Genomic DNA, 20584 nt, shown 5'->3' with positions numbered 1-20584 from the left:
GGGAGCTCGTAGGTCAGGTCAAGGGGGTTCTTCATGCAGTACGTGGCGACCGCGCCCGAAGGCGAGGAGCTGTCCCTCGCCGAACGCGCCTACCGCGTCGTCCGCGACCGGCTGGTGATGCTCGAGATCCGTCCGGGCGCGCCGATCAACGAGGACCAGCTGGCACAGTCGCTCGGCGTCGGACGCACCCCGGTGCGCGAGGCGCTCAAGCGACTCCAGTACGAACGCCTCATCACGACATACCCCCGGCGCGGCACCTTCGCCACCGACGTCCACATCACCGACCTGGCCCACATCTCCGAGGTGCGCCAGGAGCTGGAGCCCCTGGCCGCCGCACAGGCCGCGCGGCGCGCCACGGCCACCGACCGCGCGACCCTGACCGCCCTGCGGCAGCGGCTGGAGAGCGTGGACGCCGGTCGGCACGACTCCGCCGCGCTCATGCGCCTGGACCTTCAGGTCCACCGCGCCATCTACGCCGCCACGCACAACCCGTATCTGGAGGACACCCTCGTCCGCCACGACAACCTGGCCACCCGTATCTGGTGCCTGTTCGTCGACCGGCTGTCCGACATGGCGGGTCACGTCGAGGAGCACGGACCGCTGATCGAGGCGATCGTCGCCGGGGACCCCGACAAGGCGGCGCAGCTCGCCCGCAGCCACGTCGAGGGCTTCGAGCGGGCCATTCGCGACGCCATCTGAGACGGGGCGGTCCTGAGACCGGGTTCAGGTGATGGCGGCCATCGACGTATGTCCTCACAGTGCCGGCCGATCCGCTCCCACGTCGGCGGCGAGCCCACCGTCCGGCCCGGTGGAGGAAGCCGTACATCTAGTTTCGGCCGTGATCTATGCCCGTGGCTGGTTTGTGGTGCATGGTGAGGTGCGGGTCCCGCCACCCCCCGGGCGAGGATCCCTTGCTGGACCCTGCCGTCCGCTGCGGACGGCAGGGCCCGCCGCGCCTCCCGGCTCCCCACGGGAGGCATGCGGCTGCCCTGGCCCGGGCTCCACGGGGTCCGGCATCGGTCGCGTACGCCGCCACCTCAGCGGTCGGCGTGCGGAGCCGTCGCCGGTAGTTCGACGGTGACGCGGGTCCCGCCGGCGGACCGCGGGGTGAGGGTGAGCGTCCCGTCGTGTGCGTCGGTGATGGTCTTGACGATCGCCAGACCGAGGCCGACGCCCGCGTGGTCGGAGTGCAGACGTTCGGTGCCGCGCCGGAAGGGCTCGGCGAGAGTCGAGACCGGCTGCGGGGCGAGCTGCTCGCCGGTGTTCTCGACGGTGAGCACCACGGTCCCGGGGCGGACGGCGGTGGTGACCCACACGGTGCCCTGTCCGGGCAGATTGTGGACGATCGCGTTGTGCACGAGGTTCGTGGTCAGCTGGAGCAGGAGCGCCGGCGAGCCGAGCGTGGGCGTGATGTCACCCGAGGTCTCGATGGTGACACCGCGCTTCTCGGCGAGCGGGAGCAGCGTCTCGGCGGCCTCTTCCGCGAGGAGGGACAGGTCGACCGTTACCCGGGTGAAGGACCGCTGGCCGGCGCGGCTCAGCAGGAGCAGTGCCTCGGTGAGATCGATCGCCCGGGTGTTGACCGCGTACAGGCGGTCCAGGAGTGGGCCCGTGTCCTGAGGGGGATCGGCGCGGGCCACGTCCAGAAGCGTCTTCGAGATCGCCAGCGGGGTGCGCAGCTCGTGAGAGGCGTTGGCCGCGAATCTGCGCTGTTCGGCAACGTGTGATTCGAGCCGCGCGAGCATCGCGTCGAAGGCGTCGGCGAGCTCTCGGAACTCGTCCTTGCGTCCCGGCAGCCGGATCCTGTGGGAGAGCGATCCGTTCGTGGCCCTGCGGGTGGCGTCCGTGATGCGGGTCAGCGGAGTGAGCATGCGCCCGGCGAGGAACCATCCCCCCGTGAGACCGAAGACCAGCAGGAACGCCATCACGGCGGTGGCCAGCGGCGCGAAGCCACGGACCAGGGCGGAGCGGTCCAGCACTCCCCCGATGATGATGGTCACGTCGGGCAGGGAGTTCACCAGGTACAGCCACATCGCCGCGAGCAGCAGGACACCGGCGAGCATGAGGAAGCCGGCGTAGCTGAGGGTGAGTTTGAGGCGAACGCTCAGCCCCGGGGCCCTATCCACGGTCCGCTTCCTCCGGTCCGGCGTCCGGTTGCCTGTCGATGCGGTAGCCGACGCCCGGCACGGTGGTGATGATCCAGGGTTCGCCGAGCCGCTTGCGCAGTGCCGAGACGGTGATGCGCACGGCGTTCGTGAACGGGTCGGCGTTCTCGTCCCACGCGCGTTCCAACAGTTCCTCGGCACTGACGACACCGCCCTCGGCGGCGACGAGGACTTCCAGCACGGCGAACTGCTTCCTGGTCAGCGCGACGTAGCGGCCGTCCCGGTAGACCTCCCTGCGGAACGGATCCACCCGCAGCCCCGCGATCTCCCGCACGGGGGGTCTGTGGTGGGCGCGTCGGCGGTCGAGTGCTCTGAGCCTGAGCACGAGTTCCCGGAGGTCGAAGGGTTTCGTGAGGTAGTCGTCGGCACCGAGCTCGAACCCGGACGCCTTGTCGTCGAGACGGTCGGCCGCGGTGAGCATGAGGATCGGCATGCCGCTGCCGGAGGCCACGATGCGCTCGGCGATCTCGTCGCCGGACGGCCCCGGGATGTCCCGGTCGAGTACGGCGATGTCGTAGGCGTTGGTGCCCAGCAGTTCCAGAGCGGTGTCGCCGTCACCTGCGATGTCGGCCGCGATCGCCTCCAGGCGCAGGCCGTCGCGGACGGCTTCTGCGAGAAGGGGTTCGTCCTCGACGATCAACACACGCATGCGCTCGATGCTACGAGCCGGCCCCTATCGCCGGTGTATCGAAAACCGCATACGCGCCGGCAACGCGGCGGCGCCTTGACTGGCGGGATGCATCGAATCCCCATGCGGCAGTGCACGGCAGTGAGCGAGGACGGACGATGACGCAGGTGGGCATGCCGGAGACCGACCGGGGCGACGCCGACCGCCGGAACACCGGCACCGGCACCGGCACCGGCACCTGGCGTACGGGCGTCCGCCGGGCGATCCGCATCGGCTCCCGGCCGGAGCCGTGGAAGCGCGGCCTGGTGCTCGCGGTATCGGCGCTGCTGCTGGCCCTGCTCATGCTGCTGCACGCGAAGATCACGGACCGCGCGGGCCTCGGCAGCCTGGTGGAGACCTTCCTGCCCTGGTTCGGCCTGCCGATCCCGGTACTGCTGGCCGGCGCGCTCTGGCGCCGTTCCGCCTCCGCGGTGGTCGCGCTGCTGCTGCCCGTCACCGTGTGGCTGAACCTCTTCGGCGGGCTGCTCGGCGACAGGTCCCACGGGGGCGGCGACCTCACCGTGGTCAGCCACAACGTCGACGCCGGCAACCCCGACCCGGCCGGCACCGCCCGCGACCTCGCCGCCTCCGGGGCGGACGTCCTGGCGCTGGAGGAGATCACCCCTCGGGCGAAGCCGCTGTACGAGAAGGGCCTGGGCAAGGCGTACCCGTACCACACCGTGCAGGGCACGGTCGGGCTGTGGAGCAAGCTGCCGCTGTCGGACACCCGCGCGATCGACACCGCGATGGACTACGGACCGCTGGCGGACACCAAGCCGGCGGACGTCAAGATGGCCTACAACCGGGCACTGCGCACCACGGTGGCCACGGACCACAGCCCGCTCGCGGTGTATGTGGCCCACCTGGGGTCCGTCCGCGTGCTCCCGAGGAAGGGCTTCTGGACGGACAGCCGCGATCGCAACGCGAAGGCGCTCGCCGAGGCCCTCGCCGCCGAGCGCAACGAGCGGGTGGTGCTCCTCGGCGACCTGAACGGCACCGTGGACGACGGCGCGTTCGACGCCATCACCTCACGGATGCGTTCGGCACAGGAGGTGGCCGGGGACGGCTTCGGCTTCAGCTGGCCGGCGAAGTTCCCGGTGGCACGGATCGACCAGATCCTGGTCCGCGGCGTCGAGCCGACGAGCTCCTGGATGCTGCCGGCGACCGGCAGCGACCACCTGCCGACGGCGGCCCGCATCGACTGGTGACCGCACCGCTCTGCCGGCCGGGGGCTTCCCCCCCAACTGAAACACGGCGGGCTCCCGGCATCCCCGGGCGCCGACGGCAAGCCGGCCGAGCCCTGCTTCACTTCACGGCGCGCTCGTTCATCGCAGGGTGATCCGGGCGGCGACCGGCAGATGGTCGCTGCCGGTGGCGGGCAGGGTGCGGATGTGGGCGACGGTGGCCGAGCGGGCCATGACCTGGTCGATCCGGGCCAGCGGGAAGGCGGCGGGGAAGCTGAAGGCGAAACCCCGCTCCGCCACGTTCATCCGTGAGGTCAGCGGCGCCAGCCCGCGGTCGTCGACCGTGCCGTTGAGGTCGCCCAGCAAGACCACCGTTTTCAGCCCCTCGGCAGCGACGGCCCTGCCCAGCAGGCCGGCACTCTCGTCGCGCCAGGAGGAAGCGAGGCCGCTCGCCCGGACGCGGACCGAGGGCAGGTGCGCGACGTACGCCGCGATCTCGCCGTGCGGCGTGTGGACCACGGCCCGCAGCCCCCGACTCCAGGGCCCCGTGATTCCCTGCGGTTTGATGTCCAGCAGCCCGGCATCGGTGAGCGGATACTTCGACCACAGTCCGACGGTGCCCCTCACCGCGTGGTAGGGGTAGTCCGGGGCGAGAGTCCTCTCGTAGACCGGCAGCGCCGGGGGCACCAGCTCCTGCAGCGCGATGAGATCGGCCCCGGCGTCGGCCAGGGCGCGGGCCGTGCCCGCCGGGTCGGTGTTCTCGTCGCCGACGTTGTGCTGCACCACGGCCAGGTCGTGCGGACCCGACTTGGCCCCGGGCAGGAGCAGTCCGCCGAAGAGGTACGTCCAGGCCGCCACCGGCAGGAGCAGGGCCACCAGGGCGGTGGCTGAACGGCGCAGCAGGGTCGGACCGAGCAGGACCGGGACCACCAGGCCGAGCCACGGCAGGAACGCTTCCAGCAAACTGCCCAGGCGGCCCGGGGAGTTGGGCACCGCCCGGTGGAGCGCCAGCAACCCGGCCGTCAGCACCGCGAACGATGCGGGCACCCGCCCCCGCGTCCAGACCCACCGGCGCCGGGTATCCCCCTTTCCGCCCTCCCCCGGAACCCGCGGCACTGCCCGGCGCCGTCCCCACCGGCGCACCGCTGCCTTTGCCGTCGACGTCACACCGCTGTCCGCTCGCTGCACCTGGTTCCCATCCGCTCGGCTCCTTACCCAAGACGAATGGCCGGGTGAATCAGTTTCCGCCTCTCCGCAGGCGCGTGCCGCGTCCTCCTCCCGCGCGGAGAGGAGGCTGTCCCGGCGCGGCCATCACGCCGGCCGCGGCCGCTCGGGAGCGACCGGAGCGTCCGCGGCCGGCGTGATGGTCCGCTGACGTTCACGGGCCCTTGACGGGCGTGGGGCCCGTGAACGTCAGCGGGCCGTGCCGAAGTCCTGCGTCCAGTAGTTGCCGGGCTGCGCCAAGCCCACGCCGATCTCCTTGAAGCCGCAGTCCAGGATGTTGCGCTTGTGACCGGCGCTGGCCATCCAGCCCGCCATCACCTGCTCGGGCGTGGAGTACCCGTACGCGACGTTCTCGCCGTAGGTGCTCCAGAGGTAACCCGCGCTCGTGATCCGCTGTCCCGGGTCGGAACCGTCGGAGCCGGTGTGGGACATGGTGTTGTGTCCGGCCATGTCCGCGCTGTGGGCCTGGGCGGCCTGCGAGAGCTTCGCGTTCAGGGTGACCGGGGAGCAACCGACCTTGGCACGCTCGCTGTTGACAAGGGCGACCACGCGGGTGACGGTGGCGGAGGCGGTCGCCGTGCCGGCGGCGGGGGCCGTGGTGGCGGGCGCCTTCGGGGCGGCGGTCGTCGTCGAGGGGGGCGCGACGGTCGGCTTCGGTGCGGCGGTGGTCTTCGTGGGGGCGGGCGGGGTGGTCACCTTCGAGATGGGTGCCTTGGGCTTCTTCGGGGCGGGCGCCGCGGTTGCTGGAGGGGTCGAGGGCGAAGCCGTCGCCGTGGGCGTCGCGGTCCGGGCGTCCCGCGCCCGGTACCCGTCCCAGGACGTCTCCCGGCTGTCCGTCCGGTGTCCGTCCCACGACGTCTTCTTCCCGTCCGTCCAGAATCCACTGGACGTGGCGGTGACGGCCTCGGATCCTGCGTCGGTTATGCACGCCATGGCGGCCGACGGCACTGCCACCGCGCCCATCGCCAGTACGGCGACGACCATGGGCCGGCGGCGCGTCTTCCTGCGGTGCTTCCGGTGATTGCTCATGCGGGCCTCGTTCGGTCGACTCTCCTTGCGCCTCCAGCGGGCTCGGTTTCGCACAGACACTGCGCTTGACCTGCGGGGACGCCTTGCGGAGCCGTCATTGTCAAAGCCGCGTGAGGACACGGCAACGGGTGCTTCCACTACCTCGCCTAGTAGGCGGGGGCGCCCTTGAATCCGGCCCGGGATTGTGCCGGGGCGCCGCGCCGGACACCGGACGGCGCCTCACACTCCGTCAGAAGGACGGCAGAGGCGGTCCGGCGGCTCGCGGCCGGTGACCGTCGCCGGTGGCCACGGCCGAGGTGCCGCGTATGCCTGCTTCGGTATGCCAGATCCGCCTATGTCGGCCACACGCCACGTACTATCGCGGCACGTTGATGCCGACCGGGCACGTGAGGCATGTCACCGATTTTCCCCGCAACCGTTTCGGTGCCCGGCGTGCGGGACGATCGGTCAGGCATCGGGGACCGTGCGCGGGAGCGCGTCGAAGCCGTCGGTGTCGATGCCGTGGACGAGGGTGACGGCCTCCTCGGAAGACCGCGCTCCGTCAGCCGCCCCGGAGGCCGACCGCCATCGTCAGTTCCAGGACCCGCTGCGGCGACCCGAGATCCGGAAACAGCTCCCGCAGCTGCGTCATCCGGTACCGGACGGTCTGGGGATGGACGAACAACGCCGCCGCCACCTCGTCCCGCCTGCCATGGTGCAGCAGCCACGCCCGCAACGTCTCCTCCAGCCGCCGCGCGGTCGCGGCGGGCAAGGTCCGCAGCGGTGCGAGGGCTCGGGCCCGCAGGTCCGCGAACGCGTCCACGTCGGCGCTCAGCACCAGCTCGGGCAGGTGGTCCTCGGTGTCGCGAATGTCAGGGGAGAGGGACCGCGCGCGTACGGCGCGTGCGTACGAGGCGGACGCACGCGTCCACGGCCGGGCCGGGCCGACCACGGCGGTGCGGTCGGTCAGCTGCCTCAAGAGATGTGATCGGTCGGCATCGGGGACGAGCAGCACGCCGAGGGCGTCCGGCAGATCGTCGAGGACGAGCGTGCTCGGGTCGAGCACGCGGTGGGCCGGCCGGGCCTGCGCGGCGGGCAGCAGGACGGCGGTCAGCGAGACCGGAGGCTGCCATCCGGCCCGTTGAGCGGCGGCCAGCAGCACGTCCGGGCTCGCGCCGGCGAGGAGGTCGCGGACCAGTTGTTCCAGGTGGCGCTCATGAGCCCGGCCCCGGGCGGCCAGTTCGTCGGCGTGGCCCGCGGCGCTCGCGGCGGAGAGCTCGTCGATGTAGGCGAAGGTCAGCTCGGCGAACTTGGCGACCTCGGCGGCGGGCAGACCCGCGGGTACGGCGCCCGCGGCCAGGCACCGCCAGGCCACCCGGGCGCCGACGCGGTAGGCGCCGAGCAGGGCGTCCATCGAACGGCCGTCGCGCACCTCGCCTCGGCCCAGCTCGTAGGCCGCGTCACCGGCGTCGCCGCCCGTGGCGTTCCCGCTCGCGAGGTCCAGGTAGTGGCCCAGGGCGGTGCGGACGGCTCGGCGGATGGTGCCGCCCATGTGTCCCGAAAGGGCGTTGGCGTAGGGAGGGACCTCGTCGATGATCGCCTGGACGACCTCGTCGGCGGTGGTCGTCAGCTCGGCCCGAAGTGCGGTGACCGTCGTCTCATCCAGGGCCAGCTCGGTGGCCCTCCGGAGTGCATGGCTCATTTTTTGTTCCCTGCGAACAATTCAGCCGACCAGATTTACGTCTTACGGACAGGACTTTACGCCCTGCGGCGCATCAAGCTGGAGTCATGACGAGTGCAGCCCTCCGCAGTGGGGCGTGGAAACTGCTGGAGATGGTCACGACGCCGCTGCTGCCGTCGGATTACCTCGACCTGGTCAGCCCGCTGCGTGCGGGCGCCGACCTGCGTGGGCGTATCGAGGCCGTGCACCCCGAGACGGGTGACGCCGCGACCATCGTGATCAGGCCGGGACGGGGCTGGCGCGGCCACAGAGCCGGTCAGTACGTGCGGATCGGGGTCGACGTCGACGGGGTGCGCCTGTGGCGTGCCTACTCGGTCACCTCGCCGACGAACCGCGAGGACGGCCGCGTCACGATCACCGTGAAGGCGATCCCGGACGGCAAGGTCAGCAATCACCTGGTCCGCAGGGCGAGACCGGGCACGCTGATCCAGCTCGACCAGGCGACCGGTGACTTCGTGCTGCCGGAGGCCAAGCCCGCCAAGGTGCTCTACCTGACGGCCGGCAGCGGCATCACGCCGGTGATGGGCATGCTGCGCGACAGCGAGTTCGACGACGTCGTCATGGTCCACTCCGCGCCACGGCCGCAGGACGTGATCTTCCGCAACGATCTGCACGCCCTGGTCGCGGACAAGAAGCTGCGTCTCACCGAGCTGCACACCGACACGGACGGCATGCTCGACATCGCCCGTCTCGACGAACTCGTGCCCGACTGGGCCGAGCGCGAGACCTGGGCCTGCGGGCCCGCGGGCCTGCTCGACGCCGCCGAAAGGCACTGGACCGAGCACGGCGTCCCGGAGCGCCTGCACACCGAACGCTTCCGCCCCGGCATCGTCGTGGCCGGCGACGGTGGCGAAGTCACGTTCAGCACCACCGGCAGGACCGTCGACGCGGACGGCGCCACGCCGCTGCTGGACGTCGGCGAGGAGGCCGGGGTGCTCATGCCGTCCGGGTGCCGCATGGGCATCTGCTTCGGCTGCGTCACACCGCTCAAGGCGGGCGCCGTCCGCGACCTGCGCACCGGCGAGATCACCGAGGCCGAGCCGGGCGTCCTCATCCAGACCTGCGTGTCCGCCGCGGCGGGCCCTTGCGACATCGAACGGTAGGAGCATCTTGACCGCCATCGACCCCACCGCCCACCTGACCGCGGAGCAGATCGAGGAGCTCGGCCGCGAGCTGGACGCGATCCGCGACGAGGTGATCGCCGGCCGCGGCGAGAAGGACGCCGCCTACATCCGCAAGGTCATCTCGGCGCAGCGCAAGCTCGAGCTGGCCAGCAGGGGCGTGCTGCTGTTCTCGTTCTTCCCGCCCGCGTGGGTGATCGGCACCGCCGGTCTGTCCGTGGCGAAGATCATGGACAACATGGAGATCGGTCACAACATCCTGCACGGCCAGTGGGACTGGATGCGGGACCCGAAGATCCACTCCACCACCTGGGACTGGGATCACGTCTCGCCGGCCGACCAGTGGAAGCACTCGCACAACGAGCTGCACCACACGTACACGAACGTGATCGGCAAGGACAACGACCTCGGCTACGGCATCATGCGCGTCGACGAGGACCAGAAGTGGCACCCGTTCCACCTCGGCCAGCCGCTGTGGAACTTCATCAACGCCTGCTTCTTCGAGTACGGCATCGCGGCGTACGACCTGGAGCTCGGCAAGAACCTGAACAAGCGCCGCCGCAAGGACCCGGAGTTCCGGGCGCAGGCCAGGGCCGTGGGCCGCAAGATCCGCAAGCAGGTGCTCAAGGACTACGTGATCCACCCGCTGCTGTCGGGCCCGTCGTTCCTCACCACGCTCGCCGCCACGTTCACCGCGAACCTGGTCCGCAACCTCTGGACCCACTCGGTGATCATGTGCGGGCACTTCCCCGAGGGCGTGCAGGTCTTCGAGCGCCGGTCGATCAGGGGCGAGACGCGGGGCCAGTGGTACCTGCGCCAGATGATGGGCTCGGCGAACATCAGCGGCAGCAAGGCCATGCACTTCATGACCGGCAACCTGTCGCACCAGATCGAGCACCACCTGTTCCCGGACCTGCCGAGCAACCGGTACGCCGAGGTCGCGGTGAAGGTGCGCGCGTTGTTCGAGAAGTACGAGCTGGACTACGTCACCGGGCCGCTGCCCAAGCAGGTGTTCTCCGCGTGGCACAAGGTCTTCCGGCTCTCGCTGCCGAACAAGAAGGCCAAGGTCGAGACGCCGGACCGCGAGCAGGAGCTCGTCGCGGCCTGATTCCCGGTGTGGGTCCGGATCCCTCGGCCGTACTGGTGGCCCAGTCCGCCGAGGGCAAGGGGCACCTCGGTATTCCTCCATACGCGCCGTGAGCACGGCCCGCAGTTCGGCACGGAAGTCCCCCACGTCCGGAACGGACAAGGGACCGACCCGCCACTCGGCGGCGGCGATGACGAGATCCTGCTTGGTCGGCCAACGCCGGTACATCGACGGCTTGCTGACCCCCGCGCGGGCGGCCACCGCATCCATCGTGACCGCACCCATGCCCTGCTCGGCCACCAGCGCGACGACAGCATCCAGCACCGCGTGCGTGACCCGCTCCTCCCGAGGCCGCCCGGGACCCCGCCCGCCGCCCCGCCCCGCCTGCTCGTCGACCATGCCCCGACCCTACGGGCGACGACGATGATCACCCAATTCGCCCGCGCGGCCCGACGGCCCGGTGCGCCCGCGTCCGGCGTGAGGCCTGAACGCCGGCCGCTCAGGCCTCACGCCGATGCCGGAACGCCCGGCGCTCGCCCGCGGTCATCGCGCCCCACACGCCGTCATACTCATCGCTGCGCAAAGCCCAGTCCCCGCAGGCTGTGACGACCGGGCACCCGTGGCAGACGGCGCGGGCCTGCTCGATCTGCCGGAGTGACGGCCCGTCCTCACCGATCGGGAAGAAGAGCTCGGGGTCTTCGAAGCGGCACGCCGCCAAGTCCCGCCAGTTCACGCGCGGCCTCCCCAGAGGCCCGTCACCTGGACGACGTCACAGGAATGCGAGAAGAAGCGACTGCAAGCAGGAGAAGACATCAGCACCTCCGGGGGTCACGTCAGCCACCGCTTTCGGGCAGCGCTGTCGGAGCGGCGCTTTCGCACCGCACCATCCGGCAGAGGTAAGCAGCAATATAGGACTAATCAGCTGATTGGTACATATCTGCATGATTCAGTCGGGTGGAGGCCTCTGACTGTGATGCCCCAGGGGTCGCACCGCGCGTTGCACGGAGCCCCCGCACACCGCCGTGCACGGGGGCTCCGGAGCATGCCGCCTTCCCGTATCCCTCGCGCAGGCGGCCGCTCGGGCGGTCCTCGTCTCCGAGTCCCGCTCCCGGGTAATCCGGAACAGCTCGATGGGCGGATTGGTGATGAGGGGTGATGCTCGGCAACTGCACCCCGAGGCGATCCGACGGCCGTCCACTCGGTGGGGCGGTCCCCCGGTGGAGCCCCTTGCCGGGTCCTGCCGCCCCGCTGCGGACGGCGCCACCCGCCGCGCCTCCCGGCATCCCGGCTCCCCAGTTTCCCGGCTCCCGGCTACCCGCTCCCGGCACCCCAGAGAGGCATACGCCGGATCCTCTGAGAAGGTGCGTGCGGCCGTCTCGCGTCAGTTCCGTCCCCGTCGGGCCAGGCCCCGCAGGAGGGCGGTGCGGCCCTGGTCGGGGACGGTCCACAGGGTCTGGCCGCGTACTCCCCAGCGCTCCAGAAGGGCGTTGGCGGCCAGGAAACCGCTCGTCGCCGCCCGTTCCATCAGGGCGACGGGGAGACCGGTCCGGACCAGGTCGCCCGCCACCACCAAGCCCGGGTCGCTGGTGCGGACCGCGGGACGGTCGGGGTATCCGCCCACCGGGAAGAGCGGGCAGTCGGCCCGCCACTCATGCCGCTCGTCCACGACGCTCGCCGCGCGCGTCTCCGGGTATACCGCGTGCAGCTGCTCGATCAGGCGCTTCTCCTCGAGGCCGCGGTCGGCGCCGTCCGGCAGGGCGTAGGCGTGCAGTTCGACGACGGATCCCCCGTGGCGTGCCGACCAGCGGGCGGCCTGGCCCTCCCATCGTTCCAGCACGCTGACGTTGTCGAGGGTGCCGTAACCGCTGGTGCCGAGGAATCCGGGCCGGTCGCCTGCGACGGGCCTGTCCAGCCAGAGGCGGGAGACGAGGAACGGCGGCGCGTTGCGCAGGCGGGCCACCCGGTCGCGCCATGAGGTGTCGGCCAGGCCCGGAGAGCGGGCGACCACCGACCGCAGGCCATCCGCGTCCAGGGCCAGGACCGCGGTGTCGTGGCGCGTCTCGCCGTCACGGGTGGCGATGCGGAAGCCGCCGTCCGCGGTGGAGGCGATCTGCTCGACGGGCGTGGAGGCGCGGATGTCGACGCCGTGGCCTTGCAGATAGCCGGCGAGGGGTTCCCAGAGGGCCTCGGGGAACGGCTCGTCGGGCACGTCGAAGAGCAGTCCTTCGGCGGATCCGAGGAAGTAGATGTGGAACATCAGCACCATCTCCGCGGCCGACAGCTGCCTGGGGTCGGCGAAGAAGCTGCGGGAGAAGACCTCGAACGCGAGATGGTGGGCGGCCTCGGGAAAACGGATGCTCGCGAGGAAGTCGTAGGCGCTGACGGTGTCGAGCTGTTCGTACACCTCGGGGACCCGGACGTCGAGCAGCGGCAGGGCGGCGACCGGGTTCATGCGGATCAGGTCCCGGGCTGTGAAGGTCGGACTCAGCGCGGCGAAGCCCAGCGCGCTCCAGGGCGGGGTGCGCGGGACCCGTCGGAAGCTGTCCTGGAGTCCCCCGCTGTGGCGCAGCGGGTAGTCGGGGAGGCGCGTCAGGCGCTCCAGGCCGGGGTCGGTGCGCCGCAGTAGTCCGCGCAGGTTGTAGTACTGGCGGAAGAAGGCGTGGAAGCCGCGGCTCATCGTCACCGTGGTGCCGTCGCGCAGGTCCACCGGCCAGCCTGCCAGGCGCCCGCCGAGCACCGGTTCACGCTCGTAGAGCGTGACCCGCACCCCGCGTTCGGCGAGGGCGGTCGCGGCGGCCAGGCCGGCGATGCCTCCGCCCACGACGGCGGTCGTCGGTCGGCTGCCTCCGGAGATCCGCGGCGTTCCGGGCCGGGGGTGCAGTGTGCGGGCACGCCGGTCCCTGCCACGACGGGCGGCGGTTCGCCGCTCGAGGGCGTTCACCGTGCCGCGGCCGGGTCGAGAACCGCGCGCCGGCCCACGATCGTGTGGGTGATGCCGGTCTGCCAGCCGGGCAGCGGCAGTACGCGTACGCGCTCGAAGCGGGCCGAGCGGACGCGGGCGGCGAACTGGTCGGCTGTGTCGAAGTCGAGGACGCTGCGCCGCAGATGGCGGTAGAGGTCGCCGTCGCCGAGGAGGGTGGCGACGGGGAGGACGAGGCCGCCGCTGACCGCGGTCCAGACGGCGCGGTGTGCCGCACGGCCGCTGAGGGTGTATTCGTGCACGGCGAGCCGGCCGTGCGGGGCCAGCAGATCGCGCACGGTGGCGAGGACGGCGTCGGGGTCCGCCACGTTGCGGAACAGGTAGGCGGCGAACACCGCGTCGTACGGTCCCGCGACGCCCGCCTGCGTGAGCCGTTCCGCCGGGGCGTGCACGAAGCGGACGTGGGGCGGCCAGCGCTTCGCCGCCGCCCGTTCCAGCATCCCGGCGGACGCGTCCACGGCCACGATCTCGGCGTCGGGCAGCACGGCGGCCAGGGCGGCGGTGGAGGCACCGGTGCCGCAGCCGAGATCCAGCACGCGCATGCCGCGCCCGCCGTCGGCCAGGCCGAGGCGGCGCGCGGAGCGGCGCAGATGGGCGTGGTAGCCCGGATTGGCGCTCACCAGCGTGTCGTAACTGCGGGCGGCGTGGTCGAACGCGGCGGCCAGATCCGCGTCGCGCAGCAGGTTCATGCGTTCTCCTTGTACGGGGAGCCGGGGTCCGGTCCGCGGGGCACGCGCACGGTCAGGACCCGGGAAAGGGACGGCGGGGCAGGTGGGAGAGGTCGGCGGCCGACCGGAGCATGGGCAGCACGGGGGCGTGGATTCCGACGGCGAGGTCTTCCAGCAGATGGGTGCGGCCGTCGAGGAAGCGCAGTAGCCGTTCCATCGGTACCCGTGAGAAGAGGCGCGTGAAGAAGGCGGCGCCGTCGACCCGCCCGCTGTCCAGGGCGCGCAGCATCACGGCGTCCATGGCGCGCGAACGTGCGGAGTGGGCGGGCGGCGGCAGCGGGTGGTGTCCCGCCGCGAGGGCCGCGGCGACGGCCCGTGTCTGGCGTTGCACGGCGGCGAAGGTGTAGCCCGTCGACGGCCGGGTCGCGCCTCCCGCGGCGCCGATGCGGAAGACGGACGGCGCGGCCTGCCGCGTGAACCGGGCGTCGGTCATGGGGATCACGCCGGTCTCCGCGGCGACGACCTCGAGTCCGCGCAGGCCGAGGACGTTCTCGGTGTAGTGACACAGCGCCCTCTCGTAGTCTTCGCGGGTCAGGGTGGCCGGGGAGAATTCGGTGTACTCGACGAGAGCCTCGTGGCGCCCGGTGGGCAGGACGTAGCCGAAGGACAGGCCTCGTGGCGGCTGCGGGGTGCGGAAGTCCATGAGCTCGACCGTGCCGGGGTCGAAGACCGGCCGGTCGGAGCGGACGAACCAGCCGTGGAAGTGCTGGAGCAGTGTCGTGCGGGCTGCCGGAAGGCTGTCGAGCGGGCGGGAGTCGAAGACCCAGCGCGCTCGCACGGTCAGCGGGCGTCCGTCGACGCCGTGCGCGTGGACGCGGGCGCCGTCCGTGACGGGCTCGACCGCTTCGACGGTCGCCTCCAGCCGCTGGACCCGGCCGCTCCGTTCGAGGTCGTGCCCGATCAGGTCGGCGAAGTCGTCCGAGCGGATCATCTTGTACCGCAGGGGCGCGATGTCGTCCTGGATGACCCGGCCGGCCGGGGTGCGCACCCGCAGCTGCTGCCAGGCCGCGGCGACCACGGCGTCGTAGCGGCCGTCGCCTTGTTCCCAGAAGCACCAGGTACGCCGGGGCGGACGCAGGGGGCCGGGCGGCGCCTCCACCACGAGCACCGACGGCCGCCGTTTCCCGGGCGCGGGGAAGGCCAGTCGATGGGCCAGCGACAGTCCCGCCGCCCCCGCACCGACGATGCCCACGTCGGCGTCCGCCTCGCTCACGGCCGGTCCTTCCTGCTGCGCGGGTGACGCCGGCCGGGCCGCTGGCGACTCGTCCACGCGTGCGCTGTCCCACAGCATTCCAACTGACACGCTCTTCCGGATGCAGGGCACGCTGAGACCGGCCGGACGATGGTCCGCGCCCCGGCACGCGGGCACGGCCGGAACGGCACGGCGCGGTGTGCGCACGTCAGGGGTGACGACGGTCCCGTCACCCCTGGCGCGTGACGGCGGTCCCGCCGACGGCCCTGCGGATGCTCATGAACAGGGTGAATTCCCCACATACTTGCCGCCTGCGGGAAAGTGTCGCCCACCATCCCCCGCATGGCGCATCCACAGCCGCCTTTCGCGCGGAATGCGTCTAGAGAGGCCAGCTCCGATCACAGCGAGAGGAACCGGATGCGCCCCAGCGAGAAGAGGGACCCCCGTACGGCAGGGCCACCCTCCGGCTCACCTCGCACGTCCCCTGCGGCACGCCTGCCCACGGAGCACCCACCTGGTGCGGCGCCCTCTTCCTGCGAACGCGGTCGGCCCGAGGAGGCCGGCCGTCGGGTCCTTCCTCATGCCGACGTCGACCTCCGCGCTGTCGACGACGACGTCCCGGCGGCGGTCGGAAGCCTCCTCGATCACCTGTTGACCGAACGCACCGCGCAGGCCACCGCACTCGACCCGGTGTTCGCCGGCGACGTCGCGGAGCGGGTCGCCCGCTTCACCATGGAAGGCGGCAAGCGCAACCGCTCCCAGTTCCTGTGGTGGGCGTACCGCGCCTGCGGCGGCGGACCCGCCGACGCGCAGGCTGCCCTGCGCGTCGGCGCGGCCCTGGAGCTCATCCAGACCTGCGCCCTGGTCCACGACGACGTGATGGACGGCTCGCAGGTCCGTCGTGGACGACCGGCCCTCCACGTGGACGTCGAGGCCCGGTACGCCCCCGCGGCACGCCCTCCGCGCGGTCCGCGTTTCGGGGAGGCCGCGGCGATCCTGGCGGGCGACCTGGCACTGGCCTGGGCGGACGACGTGCTCGCGGACACGGAGCTCGCCCTGGAACCCGCGCGCCGGGTGCGCGCGCTGTGGAGCTCCATGCGCACGGAGATGGTGGCGGGCCAGTACCTGGACATCCAGGGCCAGGCCACGTCGTCGCGGTCCATGGCGCGCGCGATCCGCATCGCGTGCCTCAAGAGCGCCCTGTACTCGGTGGAGCGCCCCCTGGCGCTCGGCGCCACCCTGGCGGGCGCGGACGCCGCCACGACCGAGGCCCTGTGCTCGGCCGGCCGCTGCGTCGGCATCGCCTTCCAGATCCGCGACGACCTCCACGACGTCTTCGGCGGACCCGCCCCGACCGGCGGCAAGCCCACCGGCGGCGACCTCCGCTCCGGCAAGCCCACCTATCTCGTCGCGGTCGCCCGGGCCCGGGCCGAGGCGGCCGGGGACCGCCGGGCCCTCGCCGTGCTGGAAGGCTCCATCGGCCGCGCCGATCTGTCCGAGGCTGACCTCGACGAAGTACGGAACGTCCTCGTCACCACCGGTGCGCGCGAGACGGTCGAGGCCAAGATCGACCGCCTGGTGGCACAAGGCATGCGCCATCTCGAGACCGCGCACCTCCAACCGGCCGGCCACCGCCGCCTCCATGAACTGCTGCACGCCGCCGCGGGGGCACCGCCCTCCGACGGCCCGCCGCCCGATGGCGGCGGACGGGCGGAGGTCGGCCCGCGGCCCGGTCGCGGCGGCCCGCCGGAGGGCGGCCCGCCGTTGTCCCTGCTGTTCGCCATCGCCACCGCCACCGCCACGGAAGGTCCCCGATGACCAGGAGCATTCCCGGACGCACCGACCACGTCGTCGTCGTGGGTGCCGGGCTGGCGGGGCTGTCGGCGGCCCTGCATCTGCTCGGGGCGGGGCGCCGTGTCACCGTCGTCGAACGTGACGAGTTGCCGGGCGGCCGCGCCGGACGCCTGGAGCGCGGCGGCTACCACATCGACACCGGCCCCACCGTGCTGACGATGCCCGAGCTCGCCGACGAGGCCTTCGCCGCCGTCGGCGGCAGTCTGCGCGAGCGTGTCGATCTCGTCCCCCTCCATCCGGCCTATCGGGCCCGCTTCGCCGACGGCAGCGGTCTCGACGTGCACACCGGCGCCGACGCCATGGAGGCGGAGGTCGAACGTTTCGCCGGCCCCGAGGAGGCCGCGGGCTACCGGCGGCTGCGCAACTGGCTCGCCGGCCTGTACCGGGCCCAGCTGCGCCACTTCATCGACGCCAACTTCGACTCGCCCCTCCAGTTGCTGACCCCCGATCTGGCCCGCCTCGCGGCCCTCGGCGGCTTCGGCCGACTGGACGCGCGCATCGGCCGTTTCCTCAAGGACGAGCGCCTGCGCCGCGTCTTCTCCTTCCAGTCCCTGTACGCGGGTGTCCCGCCGGAGCGGGCGCTGGCCGCCTACGCCGTCATCGCCTACATGGACACCGTGGCCGGCGTGTACTTCCCCCGCGGCGGTATGCACGCACTGCCCCGGGCCATGGCCGACGCCGCCGCCGAAGCAGGGGCCGACCTGCGCTTCGGGCAGGACGTCCGCCGGCTGGAACGCTCCGGCGACCGCGTGACGGCCGTCGTGACCGACACCGACCGCATCCCGTGCGACGCCGTGGTCCTCACTCCGGACCTCCCTCTCGCCTACCGTCTCCTCGGCCGGACGCCCCGTCGGCCCCAGCGGATCAGTCACTCGCCGTCAGCCGTCGTCCTGCACGCGGGAACCGACAGGACCTGGCCCTGGCTCGCCCACCACACGATCTCCTTCGGCCGAGCATGGCGGAGCACGTTCCACCAGTTGACCCGCACCGGTGAACTGATGAGCGACCCCTCCCTGCTCATCACCCGCCCGACGGCAACCGACCCGGGCCTGGCCCCGCCGGGACACCACCTGCACTACATCCTGGCGCCCTGCCCGAACACGGACATCGGGCCGAGCGCCGCCGAGTGGGGCGACCTGGCACCGCGCTACCGGGACAGCCTGCTCAGGGAACTGGAGGCGCGCGGCCTCGACGGTCTCGGCGCGGCCATCGAACAGCAGTGCCTGGTCACACCGGCCGACTGGCACGCCCAGGGGCACGCGGCGGGCACCCCCTTCTCTGCGGCCCACACCTTCGCGCAGACCGGCCCCTTCCGCCCCCGCAACCTCGTCCGGGGTACCGAGAACGCCGTCCTCGCGGGCTGCGGCACCACCCCGGGCGTGGGTGTGCCGACGGTGCTGCTGTCCGGCAAGCTCGCCGCGGCCCGGATCACCGGACGCGACCGCACACCCCGGGCCTCGCGCCCGGCCCGCGTCCCCTCGGAAGGAACGGCCTCATGACCGACCGTGAACTCGACGCGGCGGGCATCACCGACCCGGCGCTGCGCGACGCGTACACCCGCTGCCGGCAGCTCAACGCCCGGCACGGCAAGACGTACTTCCTCGCCACCCGACTGCTGCCGGCCGACCGTCGGCCGGCCGTCCACGCGCTCTACGGATTCGCCCGCTGGGCCGACGACATCGTCGACTCACTGGACGCCCGGCTCACGAATGAGCGACGCCTCACGGAACTCACCCGGCTCCAGGCGGACATGGAGCGGGGACTGCGGGACGGTGGCAGCACCGAGCCGGTGGTGCTCGCGCTCGCCGACACGGCCCGCCGATACGGCATCGACCACCAGCACTTCAGCGACTTCATGGCCTCCATGCGCAGCGACCTCTGTGTCACGGACTACCCGACCTACGACGACCTCCGGCAGTACATGCACGGATCCGCCGCCGTCATCGGTCTCCAGATGCTGCCGGTCCTGGGCACGGTGACACCACGGGAGAGCGCGGCGCCGCACGCCGCCGCCCTGGGCGTCGCCTTCCAGCTGACCAACTTCCTGCGGGACGTGGGCGAGGACCTGGACCGCGGCCGGGTCTATCTGCCCGTCGACCTCTTGGCCGCGCACGGGGTCGACCGGCACCTTCTGACCTGGAGCAGACGCAGCGGCCGACGTGACCGGCGCATCACGCAGGCCCTGCGGACCGCCGCGGCCCTCACCCGCGGCGTGTACCGCGAGGCGGCCCCGGGGCTCGCGATGCTCGACCCGGTCTCCCGCCCCTGCGTCCGGACGGCGTTCGTGCTGTACGGGGGCATCCTGGAGGCCATCGCCGACGACGGCTACGCGGTGGTGCACCGCCGCGCCGTCGTCCCCCGTCGACGGCGTGTCGCGGTGGCCCTGAACGGTCTGCTGTCCGTGACGGCCGCCCGAGCGCGTTCGCGCGCCCAAGCGCGGAGGTCCGCGCTTCCGGACCTGCGGGCCGGGCAGGACCCTAGAACCCTGCCGGAACCGCCCGAACCGCAGGAACCGCCGGATCTGCGGGCCGCCAGGTCGGCGTCCGAGTCGGCCCATCAGGAGGTCACGTGAGTCCCGACCGTTCCGTCCCCCGCCGGCGCCTGCCGTTGTCGCTGCGCAGGCGGCCGGTGTCCTGGGAACACCAGCGGCCGACCTGGCGGGAGGCACGGCCCGCCGTGATCGCGCAGGCATTGAAGCGGTCCCAGGCGCTCCCGGCGGGGAACTGGTACGTCATCGGCGCCAGCCGGGACGTCCCCGCCGACCGCCCTCTCGGCCGGACCGTCGCCGGGCAGGAGGTGGTCGTCTGGCGCGATGCCGAGAACCGCCTGGTCGCCGGGCCCGGCATCTGCCCGCACCTCGGAGCCCCCCTGCGGGACAGCCCGGTGCGCTGTGGCACGCTCGTGTGCCACTGGCACGGACTCGCTCTCGACGGCACGGCGTTCGCCGGATGGGGTCCCCTGCCCGTGCACGACGACGGACTGCTGGTGTGGGTGCGACTGGACGAACTCGGCGGCGAACAGCCGCTGGACGCACCGGTGGTGCCGACCAGGCCCGCCCTCGCCGACGCGGTGTCGGCCGTCTACCAGGGGGCCGGTACATGCGAAACGGAGGACGTCGTCGCCAACCGGCTCGACCCGTGGCACGGGGCCTGGTTCCACCCGTACTCCTTCGTCGACCTCACCGTCGTCCACGCGCCGACGGACGGGGACCCCGGCGACGGTTTCGCCGTCGACGTCTCCTTCAAGTTGGCCGGCCGGCTCGTCGTGCCGGTACGCGCGGTGTTCACCGCCCCGGAACCGCGCACGGTGGTCATGCACATCACGGAGGGCGAGGGGGCGGGGTCCGTCGTCGAGACGCACGCCACCCCGCTGGGTCCCGACGACAAGGGCCGACCCCGCACGGCCGTCATCGAAGCGATCGTGGCGGCCTCCGACCGTCGCGGCTTCGCGGCCGCTCGCGGGATCGCCCCGGTACTGCGCCCGGTCATGCGAGCCGCCGCCGGACGCTTGTGGCGCGACGACCTGGCCTACGCCGAGCGCCGCTGGGAACTACGTTCCACCGGCCGCTTTCCCGGCTGAGCGCGCTGTTGCGCGTCCGCCCGGGCGACCACCACCACTGCCTCCGCGCAGCTC

The 20584-nt window shown here is 72.3% G+C and carries 18 protein-coding genes and 1 pseudogene; 9 read left to right on the top strand and 10 right to left on the bottom strand.

The features are described from left to right. Window positions 1-33 precede the first annotated feature (33 nt). The gene (locus OG440_RS37390) at window positions 34-699 is read left to right on the top strand and encodes a GntR family transcriptional regulator (RefSeq protein WP_406011192.1); all 666 of its coding nucleotides are present in this window, start codon (window positions 34-36) and stop codon (window positions 697-699) included. Window positions 700-1037: 338 nt separating this feature from the next. On the opposite strand, the gene OG440_RS37385 is transcribed toward OG440_RS37390, so the two are convergent. Next, window positions 1038-2126, bottom strand: a complete 1089-nt coding sequence (locus tag OG440_RS37385) for a sensor histidine kinase (RefSeq protein WP_406011191.1) — start codon at window positions 2124-2126, stop codon at window positions 1038-1040. Further along, window positions 2119-2814 carry a response regulator transcription factor gene (locus tag OG440_RS37380; RefSeq protein WP_406011190.1) on the bottom strand — a complete coding sequence of 232 codons (696 nt, stop codon included), beginning with the start codon at window positions 2812-2814 and terminating at the stop codon, window positions 2119-2121. The genes OG440_RS37385 and OG440_RS37380 overlap by 8 nt, the downstream gene beginning before the upstream one ends. A 137-nt stretch (window positions 2815-2951) precedes the next feature. Between OG440_RS37380 and OG440_RS37375 the strand changes: the two genes are divergently transcribed. Then, on the top strand, window positions 2952-4040 hold the full coding sequence (locus tag OG440_RS37375; protein WP_406011189.1) for an endonuclease/exonuclease/phosphatase family protein: 1089 nt from the start codon (window positions 2952-2954) through the stop codon (window positions 4038-4040). 117 nt (window positions 4041-4157) lie between these two features. On the opposite strand, the gene OG440_RS37370 is transcribed toward OG440_RS37375, so the two are convergent. After that, window positions 4158-5132, bottom strand: a complete 975-nt coding sequence (locus OG440_RS37370; RefSeq protein WP_406011188.1) for an endonuclease/exonuclease/phosphatase family protein — start codon at window positions 5130-5132, stop codon at window positions 4158-4160. A 297-nt stretch (window positions 5133-5429) separates the two neighbouring features. Next, the gene (locus tag OG440_RS37365; protein WP_406011187.1) at window positions 5430-5789 is read right to left on the bottom strand and encodes a CAP domain-containing protein; all 360 of its coding nucleotides are present in this window, start codon (window positions 5787-5789) and stop codon (window positions 5430-5432) included. Between the two features lie 4 nt (window positions 5790-5793). Between OG440_RS37365 and OG440_RS37360 the strand changes: the two genes are divergently transcribed. Continuing rightward, on the top strand, window positions 5794-6261 hold the full coding sequence (locus OG440_RS37360) for a hypothetical protein (protein WP_406011186.1): 468 nt from the start codon (window positions 5794-5796) through the stop codon (window positions 6259-6261). Between the two features lie 549 nt (window positions 6262-6810). Here the strand turns inward: OG440_RS37360 and OG440_RS37355 are convergent. Further along, entirely contained in the window at window positions 6811-7950 is a 1140-nt protein-coding gene (locus tag OG440_RS37355; RefSeq protein ID WP_406011185.1) for a PucR family transcriptional regulator, read from the bottom strand. Window positions 7951-8036: 86 nt separating this feature from the next. On the opposite strand from OG440_RS37355, the gene OG440_RS37350 reads away from it, so the two are divergent. After that, window positions 8037-9092 carry a ferredoxin reductase gene (locus OG440_RS37350; RefSeq protein ID WP_406011184.1) on the top strand — a complete coding sequence of 352 codons (1056 nt, stop codon included), beginning with the start codon at window positions 8037-8039 and terminating at the stop codon, window positions 9090-9092. A gap of 7 nt (window positions 9093-9099) precedes the next feature. Next, entirely contained in the window at window positions 9100-10218 is a 1119-nt protein-coding gene (locus tag OG440_RS37345) for a fatty acid desaturase family protein (RefSeq protein ID WP_406011183.1), read from the top strand. Between the two features lie 174 nt (window positions 10219-10392). Here the strand turns inward: OG440_RS37345 and OG440_RS37340 are convergent. The 5 genes and pseudogenes from OG440_RS37340 to OG440_RS37320 all read right to left on the bottom strand — a co-directional run. Further along, window positions 10393-10596: pseudogene (locus OG440_RS37340) on the bottom strand (helix-turn-helix domain-containing protein); the annotation flags it as partial. A 100-nt stretch (window positions 10597-10696) separates the two neighbouring features. Beyond that, window positions 10697-10930 carry a WhiB family transcriptional regulator gene (locus tag OG440_RS37335; RefSeq protein WP_406011182.1) on the bottom strand — a complete coding sequence of 78 codons (234 nt, stop codon included), beginning with the start codon at window positions 10928-10930 and terminating at the stop codon, window positions 10697-10699. A gap of 648 nt (window positions 10931-11578) precedes the next feature. Beyond that, entirely contained in the window at window positions 11579-13138 is a 1560-nt protein-coding gene (locus OG440_RS37330; RefSeq protein ID WP_406011181.1) for an FAD-dependent oxidoreductase, read from the bottom strand. Beyond that, window positions 13135-13866: a methyltransferase domain-containing protein gene (locus tag OG440_RS37325; RefSeq protein WP_406011180.1), complete on the bottom strand. Its 732-nt coding sequence runs from the start codon at window positions 13864-13866 to the stop codon at window positions 13135-13137. The genes OG440_RS37330 and OG440_RS37325 overlap by 4 nt, the downstream gene beginning before the upstream one ends. A 52-nt stretch (window positions 13867-13918) precedes the next feature. After that, entirely contained in the window at window positions 13919-15118 is a 1200-nt protein-coding gene (locus OG440_RS37320) for a lycopene cyclase family protein (RefSeq protein ID WP_406011179.1), read from the bottom strand. Between the two features lie 630 nt (window positions 15119-15748). On the opposite strand from OG440_RS37320, the gene OG440_RS37315 reads away from it, so the two are divergent. From OG440_RS37315 to OG440_RS37300, 4 genes are read left to right on the top strand one after another with little or no spacing between them, the layout of a single operon-like run. Next, the gene (locus OG440_RS37315; protein ID WP_406011178.1) at window positions 15749-16915 is read left to right on the top strand and encodes a polyprenyl synthetase family protein; all 1167 of its coding nucleotides are present in this window, start codon (window positions 15749-15751) and stop codon (window positions 16913-16915) included. Further along, entirely contained in the window at window positions 16912-18450 is a 1539-nt protein-coding gene (locus tag OG440_RS37310; RefSeq protein WP_406011177.1) for a phytoene desaturase, read from the top strand. The genes OG440_RS37315 and OG440_RS37310 overlap by 4 nt, the downstream gene beginning before the upstream one ends. Continuing rightward, a complete protein-coding gene (locus tag OG440_RS37305; RefSeq protein WP_406011176.1) occupies window positions 18447-19523 on the top strand; it encodes a phytoene/squalene synthase family protein in 1077 nt (358 codons plus the stop codon). The genes OG440_RS37310 and OG440_RS37305 overlap by 4 nt, the downstream gene beginning before the upstream one ends. Beyond that, window positions 19520-20530, top strand: a complete 1011-nt coding sequence (locus OG440_RS37300; protein WP_406011175.1) for a DUF5914 domain-containing protein — start codon at window positions 19520-19522, stop codon at window positions 20528-20530. Before OG440_RS37305 ends, OG440_RS37300 begins: the two co-directional genes overlap by 4 nt. Window positions 20531-20584: the final 54 nt, after the last annotated feature.

Source organism: Streptomyces sp. NBC_00637, from assembly GCF_045161545.1.
Taxonomy (GTDB): domain Bacteria; phylum Actinomycetota; class Actinomycetes; order Streptomycetales; family Streptomycetaceae; genus Streptomyces.
Note: the sequence above shows the minus strand (reverse complement) of the source record. Positions and strands in the feature narration are given on the sequence as shown.